The sequence below is a fragment of the Actinocrispum wychmicini genome, assembly GCF_004345645.1.
Lineage (GTDB): Bacteria > Actinomycetota > Actinomycetes > Mycobacteriales > Pseudonocardiaceae > Kibdelosporangium > Kibdelosporangium wychmicini.
In genome coordinates, this window is record NZ_SLWS01000008.1 from 312,180 (window position 1) to 329,045 (window position 16,866).

The 16,866-nt window shown below is 68.3% G+C and carries 12 protein-coding genes; 4 read left to right on the plus strand and 8 right to left on the minus strand.

The window, feature by feature from the left end; genetic code table 11:
* The first annotated feature begins 108 nt into the window (after positions 1-108).
* Entirely contained in the window at positions 109-234 is a 126-nt protein-coding gene (locus EV192_RS56960; protein WP_279494713.1) for a hypothetical protein, read from the plus strand.
* A 34-nt stretch (positions 235-268) separates the two neighbouring features.
* On the opposite strand, the gene EV192_RS34325 is transcribed toward EV192_RS56960, so the two are convergent.
* The 6 genes from EV192_RS34325 to EV192_RS34350 all read right to left on the minus strand — a co-directional run bounded on the left by EV192_RS34325 (position 269) and on the right by EV192_RS34350 (position 6,962).
* Positions 269-829: a hypothetical protein gene (locus EV192_RS34325; RefSeq protein ID WP_132122754.1), complete on the minus strand. Its 561-nt coding sequence runs from the start codon at positions 827-829 to the stop codon at positions 269-271.
* Positions 826-2,427 (minus strand): vWA domain-containing protein, encoded by a 1,602-nt coding sequence (locus tag EV192_RS34330; RefSeq protein ID WP_132122755.1) that lies wholly within the window; start codon positions 2,425-2,427, stop codon positions 826-828. Before EV192_RS34330 ends, EV192_RS34325 begins: the two co-directional genes overlap by 4 nt.
* Entirely contained in the window at positions 2,424-3,581 is a 1,158-nt protein-coding gene (locus EV192_RS34335) for a toxic anion resistance protein (RefSeq protein WP_132122756.1), read from the minus strand. The genes EV192_RS34330 and EV192_RS34335 overlap by 4 nt, the downstream gene beginning before the upstream one ends.
* The gene (locus EV192_RS34340) at positions 3,578-4,648 is read right to left on the minus strand and encodes a solute-binding protein (RefSeq protein WP_132122757.1); all 1,071 of its coding nucleotides are present in this window, start codon (positions 4,646-4,648) and stop codon (positions 3,578-3,580) included. Before EV192_RS34340 ends, EV192_RS34335 begins: the two co-directional genes overlap by 4 nt.
* Before the next feature lie 105 nt (positions 4,649-4,753).
* On the minus strand, positions 4,754-6,130 hold the full coding sequence (locus EV192_RS34345) for a DUF6298 domain-containing protein (RefSeq protein WP_132122758.1): 1,377 nt from the start codon (positions 6,128-6,130) through the stop codon (positions 4,754-4,756).
* A 58-nt stretch (positions 6,131-6,188) separates the two neighbouring features.
* Complete coding sequence (locus EV192_RS34350) at positions 6,189-6,962, minus strand: DUF4328 domain-containing protein (RefSeq protein ID WP_132122759.1); 774 nt, start codon at positions 6,960-6,962, stop codon at positions 6,189-6,191.
* 132 nt (positions 6,963-7,094) lie between these two features.
* Here EV192_RS34350 and EV192_RS34355 point away from each other — a divergent pair, with 132 nt between their 5' ends.
* Both EV192_RS34355 and EV192_RS34360 read left to right on the plus strand, forming a co-directional pair.
* A complete protein-coding gene (locus EV192_RS34355; RefSeq protein WP_132122760.1) occupies positions 7,095-8,891 on the plus strand; it encodes a S8 family serine peptidase in 1,797 nt (598 codons plus the stop codon).
* Positions 8,892-9,051: 160 nt separating this feature from the next.
* Positions 9,052-14,289, plus strand: coding sequence for an ExeM/NucH family extracellular endonuclease (locus tag EV192_RS34360; RefSeq protein WP_132122761.1), 5,238 nt, complete (start codon positions 9,052-9,054; stop codon positions 14,287-14,289).
* Here EV192_RS34360 and EV192_RS34365 read toward each other — a convergent pair.
* A complete protein-coding gene (locus EV192_RS34365) occupies positions 14,276-14,674 on the minus strand; it encodes a tautomerase family protein (protein WP_132122762.1) in 399 nt (132 codons plus the stop codon). The genes EV192_RS34360 and EV192_RS34365 overlap by 14 nt on opposite strands.
* A 70-nt stretch (positions 14,675-14,744) precedes the next feature.
* Here EV192_RS34365 and EV192_RS34370 point away from each other — a divergent pair, with 70 nt between their 5' ends.
* On the plus strand, positions 14,745-15,656 hold the full coding sequence (locus EV192_RS34370) for a WD40 repeat domain-containing protein (RefSeq protein ID WP_132122763.1): 912 nt from the start codon (positions 14,745-14,747) through the stop codon (positions 15,654-15,656).
* On the opposite strand, the gene EV192_RS34375 is transcribed toward EV192_RS34370, so the two are convergent.
* A complete protein-coding gene (locus EV192_RS34375; protein WP_132122764.1) occupies positions 15,643-16,866 on the minus strand; it encodes an ATP-grasp domain-containing protein in 1,224 nt (407 codons plus the stop codon). The genes EV192_RS34370 and EV192_RS34375 overlap by 14 nt on opposite strands.

Consider the following 16,866-nt stretch of genomic DNA (forward strand, 5'->3'; position numbering starts at 1 on the left):
CAGATGGGGCGCGAATGACACGCGAACAGGCCGCAACACCTGTCTCGGGCACGATTCTCCACCTATAACGGACTCAGGAACATCACCAGTGACAAGAAAGGTGTGGCGATGAAGCACAAAGGAAGGCGAAGCGAGGTACCGGCGCACTTCTCCGGGCCCGTCCAGCTGATCATGCTCGTCTGGCGGACGCTGATCGCGGCGGTGGACGTCGCGGTCAGGATATGGGGTCAGTAGACGCAGTACCAGCTGTACAGGTCGTTGAGTCCACCTAGTCCAGGTCGCGTTCCCGTAGGTACGTCGTATGGTCGGTCTGCTGCTGGATGTCCTTGTGGTAGAAGGCTTCCGCGATTCGGTGGGCTTCTTTTTCCAACAATGCCAGCTGGGTCAGGAGTTGGTCTCGGCTGGCGAGCCAGCGGGGGACGTTCAGGTGGGACTGGATCGATGTCGGCAGGTCCTGGCGGGCCAGGCGGATCACGTTGTGCAGGACTTCCGGGTCGGCGGTGAGGTCACCTGGGCGGTCCAGGAGGCCGTCCAGGATCTCGATGACGTTTCGGATCGTGTCCAGGGCTGTGGGTGGGAGGCGGTTCGCGTGGGCGTTCGCCTGGGCCAGGAGAGTGGCGAGGTCGGCGCGCAGTTGGGAGATCTCCTGGCTGGAGCTCAGCGGGAGCAGACGGACTCGCTCGGGTGGGGCGAGCAGGGCGCCGGCCGCGTACAGCGCCACCACGACCACGGGCCAGTAGGGGCCGAGGACGCCGACCAGGCGCAGCAGCACACCCAGCAGGCCGAGGGCGCAGCCGGCCAGGTTCTTGGTGGAGCCCAGATATCTCATTGGTAGCCGCGGATCTCCTGGAACACGTTGGCCAGCGGGGTGTTGCGGGCGTCGAACACCTTACCGCCGGTCAGGGTCGCCACCTGGTTCAGCTCGTCCGGGCTGCCCTCGCCGAACAGGACCGTGAACACGGGGATGTGCCGAGCGGCTTCGGGCAGGGCCTGGAACGTCGACTTGAAGCCGCTCAGGCCCGTTCCGTTGGTGTTCTCGCCGTCGGTCATCAGGACGATCGACGTGAAGTGGTCCGGGTCGGCGCCGCCGAGGATCTGGTACGCGCGGGTCAGGCTGTCGTAGATCGCCGTGCCGCCGGCCGCGTCCAGGCCGGCCGCGAAACCCTTGACCTTGCCGAGTTCGGCTTCGGGCGCGGTCTCCGGGATCGTGAACGTCTGTGGCGCGGACGGTTTGCTGTTGAACGGGAGCAGCGTGATCTCCTCCCGGTTGTGGAAGCTGCGGTACCGGCCGACCAGGGTGTTGTCCGCGCCGGTCAGTCCAGTCAGCGCGGAGCGCAGGCCCTTGATCCGGTCGCCTTCCATCGAGCCCGAGGTGTCGAGCACGTACAGGGTCCGCGAGGGGCGGCGGATCTTGTTGAAATACGCGGAAAGCAGCGCGTCGATCGCCTCGTGGCCGGTGGGGAAGGGGAGTTCGATCAGGTCCCGCTGGACGAACTGGTCCGACAGTGTGACGCCGGGGACCGCCGGCCGACGGCGGGTGGTGTCCATGACCTGCCGCTGGACGTCCGGGGTGCGCAGGTAGTCCGTGAGGCGCTGGTGGGCCGACCGGGCGTCGTCGTTCGCGTCCGACAGGAGAGTGAGCGGGTAGTCGGCGGTCACCACGCCGTCGCTTGGGTACACAATGGACAGTGGTTCGGACAGTTTCCCGCCCGCGTTCATGGACAGCAGCACCGACTCGTAGTTGACCAGGCCGTCGACCTTCTGGCCGGGATCCGCGCCGGTGGTCCGCTTCGTGTACGCGTCCGACAACCACCCCGACGAACCCGCCGACAACGCCTGCGCGCTGAAGAACTTCGTCAGCGCGGGGGAGACGGCCGCGATCTGGTCCGCGGTGACCGCGGTCCCGGTTCCGGCGAGCGCCGAGGCGACCCCGACCAGCGCGGAGAAACCCGAGTTGGACGCGGACGGGTCGGTCATGCCGTACGTGAACGCCTTGCTGCCGGCGGCTTCGGCGATCTGCCCCCACGTGACCTGCTTGCCCTCCCAGCCCAGCCGCTGGACGACCGAGCGGGACAGGCCGAGCACCACCGGCGAGTTCATGATCTTCACCTGGTTGCCCAAGCGCTTGTTCGCGTCCGGCACGGACTGCAGGTACCGGTTCGACGAGAACCAGGTCGCGTCGTACTTGCCCGCCGCGGTGCCGCTCGCCAGCTGTTCGGCGCCCTCCAGCGTGCCGGTGAACGTGAACGTCACCTTCACCCCGGTCGCCTGCGCCGCCTTGTCCAGGATCGGCTGCATGTCGGCGAGTTCACTGCCGGCCAGGACCCGAAGCGTTCCGGGAACGGGCGGACCCAGCGGCTGGGGCGCGTCGGTCGACGAACAAGCCGCGAGAACCAGGCAGGTCAGTACGGTCAGGAGCTTCTTCATCCAGCTCTCTCAGCGGTGTGGGAACGTCGCAGGTAGTCCTCGGCGCGGCGCAACTCCGAGGACAGCGCGGACACGGTCAACGCCATGTTGTGCACGGCGCCTGTCTTGAAGTCGTCGATCGCGTCGATCGCCTGGAAGATCTGGTCGAACGACGCCTGGATGGTCCGTACACCCACGGCCGGGTCGCTGCTGGCGCGGCGGATCTCCTCGGACTGCATGGTCAGCAGCCGGGCGTTCGAGTCGATCAGACCCTCCGTTGTGGACTGAAGGGCGGCCACCTCGTCCAGCACGTCCCGCTGGTGCGCCAACGCGCCGCTGATCACCAGCGCGATCCGCAACGCGGACACCGTGGTCACCACCGCCCGTTCCACGCCACGGATCAGCTCGTCGTTGTTGCGCCGCAACAGGTCGAGCGCGAGATAGCCTTGGGCGGACACCGCGAGCTGGGTGAGGATGTCCTGCTGGCGTTGGCGGATCGGATGCAGGATGTCCGCGCGCAGCGCCTTGGCCATCGCCGGATCGGCCAGATCGAGGATCGCGGCCTGCCGGTCGACGGCCTCGTCCACGGCACTGGCGAACGCCGCCGACTCGGACAGCTTGCTCATGTTCCGCCACAGGCGTTCGCGTTCGTTCTTGATCGCCGCGTTGTCCCGTTTCAGCAGGTCCTGGCGCATCTTCAGGTGAACCACGAGAGCGTTCACCGGTTCGCTCGCGGCCTGGTAGCGGGACAGCAGCTTGCGGGCCTCGTTCGCGACCGGGATCAGGCGCAGCAGCTTACGTCCGGTGATCGGCAGCTTCGTCGGATCCAACTCGCGGACCGTCTTGCGTAACTCCGCCAGGCTGAGCGTGATCTCCTGCTGCGCGGACACTTTCTCGCCGCGGGCACCGGCCAGGGCCGCGGCGGAACGGTCGAGCAGAGCGCCCGCGATCGTCGCGGCCATCCGCATGTCTGCCGAGCCGACCGTGAGTACCTCGTCGAGCATGGTCCCGAAGTCCGGGGAACGCGGGTCCAGTGCGGCGAGTTGCCGGGTGAACTCCTCGGCGCGGGCGGTGATGTCCTGCTGGACGTCCTCGCCCAGCGGGATCAGGCCGGCGGCGCGGGTCGCCGGGATCGGCTCGACCGGGTCCGGCGGGGTGAGAGTGAAGTCGCTCATCGGTACTGTTGTCCGATCACGTCCAGCATGCGTTCCAGGGTCTCGTAGGACGGCGGCTCGATCACGTCCACCAGGTCCGCCGGCACGGTCAGCTGGTGGTCGGCGACGGTCTGGCCGAACACCCGTGGGTCGTTGGTGCGGAAGCCGAACGTGGCGGCCAGCCGGCTCAGCTCCGGGTCGGTGGTGAGCAGCTGGCCCACCTGGTCGCCGGCTGGTTTGAGCGGCAGCAGCGTGTGCTTCGAGTACACGGTCGGCGACAGGTACAGCATCCGCATGTCCGGCCGGATCGAGCCGTCGGCCCGGATCTGCCGGTCCAGGAACTGGGACTCGTAGATCAGCACGATCGGGGTCTTGCCCATGCCGGTCGCGAGGTAGTCACCGAACGGGCCGTCCGTGCTGCCCTCGGTGTACCCCTGGCCCAGGAACAGCCGGGTCAGCTCCGGCAGCAGCCGGGCCTCCGCGTCCTGTGTGGACACAACGTTGTTACCGTTCGCCACGAAGGACGTGATCGCGAGGTACATCGCGGCCGAGTTCGAGTCGCGTGGGTCGGTCGTGGTGACCAGCACGTTCTTGCGGGCTGGGAAAGCCGTGTTGTTCGGCAGCTGGTCCCACCGGGTCCCGGCCTTGGCCATCGCGAGGTACTTGCCGACGTCCAGGACGCCGTTATGGACGACCCCGTTGGCCGTCAACAGGTTCACGATCGGCTCGAACGTCGCCACCGCCATCGGCGACTGGAACGGCGTGTACGCCGTGGTGATCTTGCGGTCCCGTTGGATCTTCTGCGCCGCCGGCGAACTGGACGGGAACACGAAGTCGTACTTGGCGAGATCGACCGTGGTGGCGATCTGCCGTGACCCCGCCGAATCCACCTCCACCGTCAAACCGTGTTTGGCGAAACTGTCGATCACCCGCTGGTCACGGAAGAACGCCACCTTCTCCGAGCCGATCACACCACGTACCCGCTGTGTCGCGGGTGTGCTGGCACCGTCACTCCGGTCCAACACGATCACCACGACCACCGCGACCAACAGCACCACCGCGAGTGCTATCGACAGCCGCCGCTTCACCCTGCGGTCGCCTCCCCAGTCACCATGCCCACAGTCCAGCTTGGATCATCCTGCGTTTGTGCCTCATTTGACGCAGTGCGCAGTGAACTGTTGGTGAACGGGTCCTTACGACCGCTTGAGGTACAGCACGGCCGGGCCGGTGAACGGCGGTGTGAACCGGTCGTCGTCGACCTCGGCCCGGGTGGTCTCCCGGCTGTCCAGGCTGAACCATTCGCCGGTGTAGCCGCGGACGTTCACGTCCAGCGCGAATCCGCCGTTCGGACTGAACACCAGGTATTCGTCCGGTCCGGCCAGGCAGAACCGGGTCGAGCACAGTTCGGGTTCGGGCACGGCCGTCAGCAGGTCCATCTTGAGGGCGTACCGGCGTACGTACCCCAGGTTCGCGCGGATGGCGGTCGCGTTGTTGTCGGACAGGCTGCCGCCGATGCCGTAAGCGCCGTCGTAGGCGTCCATGTAGATCGGGTTCTCACCTCGGGTGAACGACTTCCACGGCCATTCCCGGTCGCCGCACAGGCCGCACAGGTGGTCCGTGTCGGCCAGCACGACCTTGGCCCCGGTGGTCGGCGGCGGGTTGTCGAGATCCCCGTTCGGGGAGATCCAGTCGGCCGGCGAGGCCAGCAGGTCCTGGTTGTGCCCGTCCGGGTACGTCGACGTCATCCCGACCGGATGGGCGTCGCGGGCCTTGATGAAGTCGATCATGTGGTACTGCCAGGCCACCGAGTCGGGCGGGCCCTCGTTGGTGATCTCGAACAGGACGTTGCCCAGGTCCTTGACCGTGTCGAGGACCTTCTGGACGTACGCCTCCTGCCGCCGGGTGACCGCCGGGTTCGCCAGGGTCTCGATCCCGGCGCTGCCGCCGTCGACGCCGTTGACGTTGTTGGCCGGGTTGAACGGATGCCCCCGCCACGGATTGTTCTTGCACTCCTGGCCTTTGCACGCCTCGATGCTCCAGCCGTTGAACAGCATGACCGACACGTAGACGCCCTTGGCCCCGGCCTGTTGGACCCGGTCCCGCAGCCGGTCGAAGTACCGCTGGTCGAACCGGTCCACATCGAACTTCGGCCGACCGTCCACAGCCGTCCCCGGGCCGGTGCGCGGGTACGGGAGCGGCGAGTAGAAGTAGTCGTCCGACTCGATCTCGTTGCTGTAGCGGGCCTGCTCCCAGGTCCAGAGTCGGAAGAAGTTGTGGCCGTCGAGCCGCAGGATGTCCAGGTACTTCCCGTAGTCGAACGTGGGCGGTGGGTCGGACCTGCCGGTGTCCTGCAGGTTCTGCCACGTGTGCGCGCCGGTCAGCAGCACCGGCTGGCCGTCGGGGGTGGCGAAGTAACGGCCGTTCTGGCTCACTTTCAACGGCCCGAGCGCGGGCCGGACCGGCGCCGAAGGCAGGGAGGTCGTGGAGGTCGTGGTCTCGCCCACGATCGTCACCCCGATCAGTAGTAGACAGATGGCGAGCGCCACGATGCCGGGGCGGCGTCTGGGCATGATCCCAACGTAGCGGTCCGGGTGTGAAGTCCGCCTGACATATGATCAAGAACAGCTGTCACGGACGGTAACCGCCGGGGTTGCGCCGGGCGGCGTCCGCGGCCTCCTGACCCGTGGTCAGGGCGCGGACCATCACGATGGCGAGCAGCGCGGCGACCACATAGATGATCATCGCGACGGCCGCGGTCCGGTCCCCCTTGGCGAGCTCCGCGAAGAACCTGTCGACTGAGGCGACGGTCGCGACGGGAGGCTCATCCGGCAGCTGGCGGTTGGCCGTCCCGTAGGTCACGCTGCTCGCAGCGAAGACAACGGCCCACACGACTACTACAGCCGGCGGCCGGAAGCCGGACGCGCGAGCGGACCCGCGCATCTGCAGCGCGGGCATGATGAAGTTCGCCACCGGGATGAACCAGGCGCCGATCGCCCACCCGGGGCCGAGTCCCAGCTGACCCGTCGCCTGCGCGTTCATGGCCAGCCGGTACTGCCAGATCATGAACACGACGGCGGTGGCCAGGAAGACCGCGATGAAGAGCACGGCGAACACCGCGACCCGGCTGTCCGCCGCGTCCGCCTCGGCGATCGAGCCGAGGTACTGCCGGTAGTCGGCCGCGAACGAGGCGCGGCTGAAGCGCATGAACGCGCCCCCGACTGACACCAGGGCCGCGGCTCCGAGCAGGACGTACAGCGCTTTCGCCAGGCCGCCCAGTGGGCGCGGTGGATCGACGTACACCGGGTACACCGGGCCACCCGGGTACTGCGCATAGGAGGGTGGCTGCTGGTGGCCTTCGTCGAAGGGCATCAACGGCTCGGGGACGTCGGATGATGGGGACATAGCCACGAAGTATGGTCACTCAGCGCCGCCAGCACATGCCCTTTTTGGCCTACTTTCCCGCCGGATGGCCGTGTTCAGCGACCGCTTACCCCCATAGAGTGACCCCCTTCAGTGGGGTTATGAGGAGGGAAAGTGGCTAGAAGACTGCGCGTGCTGATCGCCGGCGTCGCGCTCGTGGCGCCCATGATCACAGTGTTAGCCGGTCCGGCGACGGCTGTGGACTCGGCGGACTCGTCGTACAAGATCCCGTCCATGCTGCGCCAGCAGGCGGACCAGGTGGCCCGGGCCAAGGCGTCGTCGCTCGCGGCCGGCGGCCTCGGGGTCGAGGTGTACGCGACCGGATCCGTCGGCGCCCGGGAGACCGACCAGCTGCGGTCACTCGGCGCGACCATCAGGACCAGCTCGGCCGACTTCGCCGCCGTGCCCGGCGTCGAACTGCCGGACGTCGGCCTGGTCAGCGCGGTCGTGCCGGCCGACAAGCTGGACGCCGTGGCCGCGTTGCCGTGGGTGGCCACGCTGCGGCCGGTCATCCGCCCGGCCGTGGACGTCGGCCCGAACACCGCCGAGGCCGTGGCGCTGCACAAGACGGACGTCGCCGGGCGACGCGGGCTGACCGGCCGCGGCGTCAAGGTGGGCGTGATGTCCGGGGACGTCGACCACCTGGCCGACTCGATCGCCCTCGGCGAGCTGCCGCCGGACGTCCAGGTCATCAACCGTGCCACCTATGACGACGACGAGGGCACGGCGATGATGGAGATCATCCACGACATGGCGCCGGACGCCAAGTTCGTGTACACCTCCGCGCAGGACACCACCGCCCAGTACGTCCAGGGCTTCCACGACCTGGCCGCCGCCGGTGCCACGATCATCGCCGAGGACCTCGCGCTCGACGACGAACCCGCCTTCCAGCAAGGAATCGGCGCGACCACCGCGGAGAACCTGGCCAAGCACGGCATCTGGGTCAGCTCGTCCGCCGGCAACCTCGGCGCCCGGCACGCCCCGCGCGTCCCCGCCGCCGGCACCGGCCGCACCCCGGACGACCAGGCCAGTTCGTTCACCGGCTGCCCCGGTGCGATCCACAACACCGTGAACCTGCGCGGCACGGACAACACGTACAACCTCAACCTGCTGCCCGGCGCGTCCGTGATGCCGACCCTGCAGTGGAGCGAGCCCCGCGCGGTCTTCCCGACCACCGGCCAGGGCGGCTTCACCGACCTCAACCTGTACCTGGTCGACGCGGCCGGCAACTGCCTCGCGTACAGCAACGCCAAACAGGCCAACGGCGTTGGTGACACCATCGAGCAGTTCACGTACACCAACACCACCGGTGTCGCCCAACCCGCCCGCCTGGTCGTCGACGTGGCCGGCACCTCCACCGCCAAAGCCATCCCCACTTTGGACCTGCGGTGGCGCGCCCTCGCAGCCGGCGTCCAGACGCTCGACCCAGGAGACCGCGACGGCTCCCTGAACCCGGACTCCAACTACCTGGGCTTCGCCACCAGCGCCGCCGCGGCCAACGCCAGCGTCTCGGTCGACCCGGCGGCCATCCCACTGGAGACCTTCAGCGCCGCCGGCCCCGTCCAGGTCATGAGCACAACGCGTTGCCCCGGCAACGGAATCGGCCCGTGCAAGGGCGTGCCCGGCCACCGGCCGCGGACCGCGCCCGCTCCGAACTGGACAGCGTCGGACGGCGTTCAGGTCAGCGGCATTGGCCCGTTCGGCGCAGGCACCTGCCCGGCCGTGAAACCCGGCGACTGCCGCTTCTTCGGCACCTCCGCCGCGGCCCCCAGCGCGGCCGGTGTGGCAGCGTTGGCGAAACAGCAGTTCGGCCGCTGGGCGCCGCCGGTGCTGCTGAGCTTCATCCTGTCGGCCCGGTCGGTGCACCGGGACGGCGACGGTTGGGGCGCCGGCATTCTCAGCGCGATCTGACCTGAGCGGCCTGGCCACCTTTCCCGGACGGCACCCCGTCCGGGAAAGGTGGACGCGTGGGTGACGAATGCTGAACGTTGTCCAAATGGCTCTTCCGGTTGCGCGTTCGGGAACATAGCGTCCTCCAGGTTGCCTTGTCCCCGTCGCCGCTGGAGTCGCTGTGCGTTCGTCCTTACGCCGTTCACTTGTGGGTTCGGTGGTTTCGTCGCTGGTGGTGCCGTTGGTGGTGGTGGCGGGTGCCGCGCCGGCCCAGGCGGTCGGGTTCAGTCCCGGTGACGTCGTGGTGGCTCGGGTGGGGGCTGGGGATTCCGCGTTGAGCAGTGCGGCCGCGGCCGTTTTCCTGGACGAGTACACGCCTGCCGGGGATCTTGTGCAGTCGGTGCCGTTGCCGACCGCGGGTTCGGGTGTGAACAAGCGGTTGACGATGAGTGGCTCGGCGACATCCGAGGGCGCGTTGGCGCTCTCGCAGGACGGCCGTTACCTCACCCTTGCGGGTTATGACGCCGATCCGGGGACGGCCAGTGTGGCCAGTTCCACGACGAGCGTGGCGAGCCGGGTTGTGGCGCGAGTGGACGGAGTCGGCGGGGTCGACACGTCCACGGGTGTGACCGACGCGTTCAGTGGTAACAACGTTCGCGGTGCTGCGACGGACGACGGCAGCAGGTTCTGGGTTGTGGGCGCGAACGGCGGCGTCCGGCTGGCGAACCTCGGGGCGGGCACGACCACTCAGATCAACTCCGCGGCGCCGACCAACATCCGCGCGGTTTCTGTGAGCGGCGGTCAACTGTCCATCTCGACGGGCAGTGGCACGACCGGTGTGTACGCGGTCGGCAGCGGGTTGCCGACCACCGGTGGCCAGACGCCGACGTTGACGGCCGCCGCGCCGAGCCCGTACGGGTTCGTCGCGTTGGACCGCGATCCCGGTGTCCCTGGTGTGGACACGTTGTACGTCGCCGACGACTCCGCGAGCGGCGGCATTCTCAAGTTCTCCTTCGACGGCACCACATGGACCGCGCGCGGATCGTTACGACCGAGCGGCAGCGGAGTCCGTGGCATCACCGGCCAAGGCTCGACGCTGTACGCCACCACGACCACCAACACACTGGTCAAAGTGGACGACACCGCCGCGTTCAACGCGCCCATCGCGGGCACCACAACCGTCCTGAAGACCGGTGCCACCAACACGGCCCTGCGCGGTGTGGCGTTCGCGCCCGCTACGGCACCGACCGCGCCGACCATCACCACGCAGCCGCAGGACAGCACCATCAACAGCGGCGGCACGGCCACTCTGACCGTCGCCGCGAACGGCACCGCGCCGTTGAGCTACCAGTGGTACGCGGGCGGTGACACTAGCAACCCCGTCGGCACTGGGGACACGTTCACGACCCCCGCGCTCACCGCGACCGCGACCTACTGGGTCCGCGTCAGCAACGCCGCGGGCCACGTCGACAGCCGTACCGCGACGGTGACGGTCACGTCCGCGCCCAACACGCCGCCGACGATCGGCCCGAACCCCGTTCCCGACCTGGCGTTGACCATCGGCGACCCGGACAATCCGCCCGCCCTGCGCACGGTCGACGTCCACGACGCCGAGACCACTTCGCTGACCGTGACCGTCACCAGCAGCAACCCGGCTGTCGCGACCGGCGGGACGACCGGCACAGGCACGACGAGGACCTTGACCGTCAACCCAGTCGGCGTGGGCCACGCGACCCTCACGGTGACGGTGTCCGACGGCAGCCTCACGGCCAGCACGCCGTTCCCTGTCTCAGTCTCCGGCGCGCTGCCTGCGGGCACGCACAACTTGTACGGCGCCAGCGACGCGAGCACAGCCGTCGACCTCGGTGACGGCACGATGGTCGTCGCCGACGACGAAACGAACGTCCTGCGCGTCTACGACCGCAGCCACTCTCGTTATCCCGCGCAGGAATTCGACGTACGTGCCGCCGGTTTGGCTCTGCGCGACGACGACGTGACGCGCGAGATCGACATCGAGGCGTCCGCGCGCAACGGCAACACCATCTACTGGTTCGGTTCGCAGGGCCAGAACTCGTCCGCCAAGACGCGCCTCAACCGGCAGGAACTGTTCACCACCACGGTGAACGGCACCACGCTCGCCCTCGGCGGCAGCTACCAGCACCTGCGGGACGACCTGGTCGCGTGGGACGTCGCCAACGGCAACCCGCTCGGCCTGCAGGCCGCAGCGACCAAGGCGCCCGAGCCGGACGGCGTCAACATCGAAGGCGCCGAGTTCGCACCGGACGGCCGGACCCTGTACCTCGGCTTCCGCGGTCCGGTGAACAACGGCAAGGCGATCGTCGTGCCGGTCACCAACATCGCGGACCTGGTCGCCGCCAACCCGACGACCGGGGTGACCGCGACCTTCGGCCCGGCTCTGCTGTGGGATCTTGGCGGGCGGGGCGTCCGGGAGATCCGGAAGAACGCGGCGAACCAGTACCTGATCATCGCCGGCCCCAGCGGCGACGGCCCCGCCGATTTCAGGTTCTACTCCTGGGACGGCAACCCGGCCCACCAGCCGCTGCTGCGCGCCGGCTCGCTGGATTCCGTCGCAGCGGCCGGAAAGCCCGAGGGAATCGTCGACGTCCCGAGCCCGCTGACGAACGCCAGCGCGATCCAGGTCGTCACCGACTCCGGCGACACTGCCTGGTACGGCGACGGAACCGCGGCGAAGGACCTGCCGCTCCCGATCCGCAAGGCCACCACGGTCACCGTTCCGGTCGGCGCGCCGCCGGCGTGCTCGACGGACGTCGTGCCGATCGGCTCGGTGCAGGGAACGACCGACACCAGCCCGGTCGCCGGCCAGACGGTGTCGGTGCGGGGCACGGTCGTCGGTGACTACGAAGGCCCGCAGCCCGCGCTGCGCGGGTTCTACCTACAGGACACGGGTGACGGCAATCCGTCCACCTCGGACGGCATCTTCGTCTTCGACAACGGCGCCAACCTGGTGTCCGACGGGGACGTCGTGCAGGTGACCGGTCCGGTGTCGGAATTCCAGGGCCAGACGCAGATCACGGCGTCCACGAGCGGCGTCGAGTCGTGCGGCCGTCAGGCGACCGTGACACCGGCGGACGTCACGCTCCCGCGCGCGTCCGCGACGGACCTTGAGCCGTACGAGGGCATGTTGGTGCGGTTCAACCAGACCCTGACCGTCACCGAGCACTTCCAGCTCGGCCGGTTCGGCCAGGTCGTCGTGTCGGCGAACGGCCGGCTGCGGCAGCCGACCGCGGACATCCGCGCCACCGACCAGGCGGCCGTGCAGGCTGCCCAGAACGCCAACAACCTGAACCAGCTGCTCATCGACGACGCCGACAACAGTCAGAACCCGGATCCGATCGTGTTCGGCCGCGGCGGTCAGCCGCTGTCCGCGAGCAACACCCTGCGCGGCGGTGACACGACCACCAACCCGGTCGGCGTGCTGACCTACACGTGGGCCGGGAACGCCGCCAGCGGCAACGCCTACCGGCTGCGTCCGGTGAACGCCTTGGGCGGCAAGGCGATCTTCGACGCGGTCAACGACCGCCCGACCGCCCGGCCGGACACCGGCACCGGTGGCGTGCACGTGGCCAGCGCGAACCTGCTGAACTTCTTCAACACGTTCACCAACTGCCGCTTCGGCACGCTCGGCGGCCCGGCCGACTGCCGTGGCGCCACGAACGACACCGAGTACCAGCGCCAGTTGGCCAAGGAGGTCGCGTCGCTGCGTTTCCTGAACGCCGACGTCATCGGCTACATGGAGATGGAGAACAACGGCTACGGCTCAGACAGCGCTGTCCAGGCGTTGGTGAACGCGCTCAACGCGGCCGACGGTCCCGGCACTTGGGCGTTCATCAACCCGGACGCGGCGACGGGCGTGACGGACGTCGCCGGCTCGGACGCGATCAAAGCCGGGCTGCTGTACAAGACCGCCGCGGTGACACCGGTCGCGGGTGCCACGTTCGTTGACCAGAACGACCTGTACGAACGCCGCCCGATCGCGCAGACCTTCACCACCCCGGCCGGCGCCAAGTTCACGGTCATCGCGAACCACTTCAAGTCCAAGGGATCGTGCCCCACCTCCGGTCCGGACACCGACCAGGGCGACGGCCAGAGCTGCTGGAACCCGCACCGCACCCAGCAGGCCAACGAACTGGCCCGGTGGATCCACGACACCGTGGTCCCCGGCGCGGGCGACCCGGACGTGCTCGTCGTCGGCGACCTGAACTCGTACGCCGGTGAGGACCCGATCGCCGCGCTCGAAGGCGCCGGCTACACCAACCTGGTCAAGAAGTTCCACGGCAACGACGCGTACTCGTACGTCTTCAGCGCCCAGTGGGGCTACCTGGACTACGTGCTCGCCTCGGCGTCGCTGACCAGCCAGGTCACCGGCGCGGGCGACGCGCACCACAACGCGGACGAACCGTCCGTTTTGGACTACAACACCGACTTCAAGTCGCCCGGCCAGGTCCAGTCGCTGTACGCGCCGGACCGCTTCCGCACCAGCGACCACGACCCCGTCCTCGCCGGTCTCGACCTCGGTGTCGCGCCGGCACTCACCGGCACCGCGCCGGGCGGCAAGGTCGGCTCGGCGTACTCCTTCGCGTACACCCTCGGCGGCACCTCGCCCACGGTCACACTGGCCTCGGGAACGCTGCCGCCCGGCCTGACGTTGAGTCCTAACGGGACACTGGCGGGCACGCCGACGGCAGCCGGCGACTTCACCTTCACCCTGGCCGCCACCAACCCGTTCGGCACGGTGTCGGTGAACGGGACAGTGCACGTCGACCCGACCGCGACCACCACGGTCGTGACCTCGCCGGCGAACCCCTCGATCGTCGGCGGACAGGTCAAGTTCACCGCCACGGTCTCCGGCAACGGCCTCGCGGCCACCGGCGGAACCGTCCAGTTCACAGTGGACGGTAAGCCGTTCGGCGGTCCGGTCGCGGTGACCAACGGAACAGCCGCAAGCGCGCCGGCCGCGTTGGATCTCGGCCAGCACGCGGTGACAGCGGCCTACTCCGGCACCGACTCGTTCCTGGCCAGCTCGGGCTCGCTGACCCAGCTGGTGCAGTACGCGGTCAAGGTGATCTCGCCGCAGCCGGGCAGCTCGATCCCGTCCGGCTCGCTGATCCCGTTGAGCTTCCAGCTGACGGACGCGAACGGCAAGCCGGTCCCGCCTCTGCCGGCGGTGCTGCTGCTGGCGTCCGGCCGGGTGAAGGTCTCGGCCACCGGTGCGGTGTCCCTGCCGCAGCTGTTCCCGCTGTACGACCCGTTCGCGGGCAACTTCTTCCTGCCGCTGCCGACAATCTGGCGGCACACCGGCCCGGCGACCCTCAAGATCACGGTCACCTACCCCGGTGCGCCCACCCAGGAGGTGACCATCCCGATCACGGTGCGGTAGCGGCGGCGTACTGCGCCACACCGTCACCGAACGACCAGTCGATCGGCTCGTTCTCGGTCAAGGTGACGAACACGTTCCGCGGCTCTGTACCGGCGTATTCCTGGGCCAGCTCAGTGATCCGCCGGTACAGGGCCTGTTTCTTCGCAGGCGGCCGACCGGAGCGCATGGTGATGGCGACGAAGACGATCCCGTCGTCGCGGTGGACGCCCATGTAGTCCTCGCCGTAGCGCAGTGTGCCGCTGGTGCCGTCGTGGCTGGTCAGGACCTGGAACAGATCGTCCACCGGGATGTCGATGGTCTCGCGCATGGCGTCGTACACGGCTCGGCCGAGCGCTTCGAGCCGTTCCGGGGCGGCACGCAAAGCATCAATACGGACAAAAGGCATGTCAGGCTCCCCTGTGCGTGTCTGTACATACTAGTAGTTACAGAACCTATCAGATACGTAGAGTGGAAGCATGGAATCCCGCCTCCGGGTGAGCGCGCCTGTCAAAACCATGACCACAGACGTGGTTCTGCTCGGCCACACCGGTGGGGCGCACTCAGTCGCCTTCCATCCGGACGGCCGCACCCTGGTCAGCGCGGGAGGCGTCACTGCCCGAGTGTGGGACCTGACCACCCGACAGGGTGTCTCGGTCCTCACCGACGAAGTCCACGTGTCGTCGGTGGCCCTCAGCCCGACCGGACACGACCTGGCCGTGGCGGACGCAGACGGAGTGGTGTCGCTGTGGACCATCGCGACCGGGCAGATCACGACCCTCCCGACAGTGACGGGCGACATCCGCTTGGTGGCCTTCAGCCCCGATGGCCGCACGCTCGCCACCAAGGAGCGGCAAGTGGTTCGGTTGTGGGACGTGGTCACGGGTGAGAACACCGTTGTGTCGTCCTTACCCGACGGCTACGGCGAGGGGCTTGCCTTTCATCCGGACGGACACACCCTTGCCGCCAGCGGCGGACGCGACACAGTGCAACTGGTGGACTTGGCGAGTGGTGAGCGCACCCTGCTCACCGGCCACTCCAGTGGCATCCACGCGGTCGCGTTCAGCCCGGACGGCTGTCTGCTGGCCAGCGCGAGCGCGGACACCACGATCCGGGTGTGGGACGTGGCCACTGGACAGACCACCGGCGTCCTGACCCCGCACGGCGGCTACGCGGTCTCGGTCGCTTTCAGTCCAGATGGACGCGTCCTGGCCAGTTCCAGCACAGACAGCACTGTGCGGCTGTGGGATCCGACGACGGGTCAGCCCACCGCGACTTTGTTCGGCCACGCCGAGTTCGTCAACTCGGTAGCGTTCAGCCCGGACGGCCGCACGCTGGCCAGCGGCAGCCAGGACCGAACCGTGCGGCTGTGGCGTCTCAGTTCTCCTTGAGCCACAAGCCGATCAGGCCACGGAAGTGCGCGACGAACTTGTCGTGCTCGGCCGCCGGATAGGTCGCGCGGACCGTGTCGACCAACAGTGCGTCGAACGCGGCCGAGTCGACCCAGTCGCGGACCATGTCGTCGACTAACGCCAGGGAGGTCGCGCAGAAGTCCAGGTAGTGCTCGGTGTCGAAGTACTCGTCGGCCAGTTTCAGGTACTCGGCGAGCTTCTCGGAGTATGTCCGGTCGGAGTCGGCGACCTCGAAGTAGCGTCGGGTGTCCAGGTCGACCTGGGCGCGCCGGCCGGTGACCGCGCAGAACACCGACCATTTCAGCAGGGCGCCGATGGCCCACGGGAAGTAGTAGTGCAGGGACGTGATCGAGATGTCCGGGCACGCGTTGGCGTAGTCGATCGGGTACACCTCGGAGGAGACCACCAGGCTCTCGCAGGAGTTGAACTCCCACCGGAAGAAGGCGTTGATCAGCCGCGAGATCGCGACGACCTCGGCGCCGGACTCGGCGGACAGGAAGTCGTGCTGCACGGCATACCGTTCGTGCATCGGCATTTCCGGCCGGAACCGCATGGCCATCACGTCCGGTCCGATGGTCAACGACCGCGCGAACGAGTCGTAGTTCTCCACGGACGCCTGCAGGTGCATCAACATCTCGCCGGACGCGTCGTACGCCTGGTGCAACGCCCGCGGGTCGCCGATCCGGGACACGCCACGCCACGCGCCGCCGTCGTAGGGCTTCATGAACAGCGGATACCCGACGTGCCCGGCGACCTCCTCCAGGTCGAACGGCTGGTTGTACTTCGCCGCCGTGTAGGCGTATTTGGCGTGGTCGACCGGGTTCTTGTACGGCACGAGCCAGGTCGGCGGCACCTTCAGGCCGAGGCGCATCATCGCGCAGTACGCCGCGTGCTTCTCCATGGACTGGAACGTGAACGGGCTGTTCAGCAGGTACACGTCGTCCATCAGCGCGATCTTCTTCAGCCACTCGCGGGGCACGTAGTACCAGTACGCGAGCCGGTCGATCACTAGGTGGTAGCGGGGTTTCGCGCGCAGGTCGAACGGTTCGATGGTGATCCGTTCGGTGGCCAGCGTGTGGTCGCGGCCGTTCGCGCTCACCGGACCGAGACGGCGGACGAGCTCCTCGAAGGCGCGCGGCCAGTCCTCCTCGGTGCCCAACAGCAGACCCAGCAGATGCTCAGTGCGCAC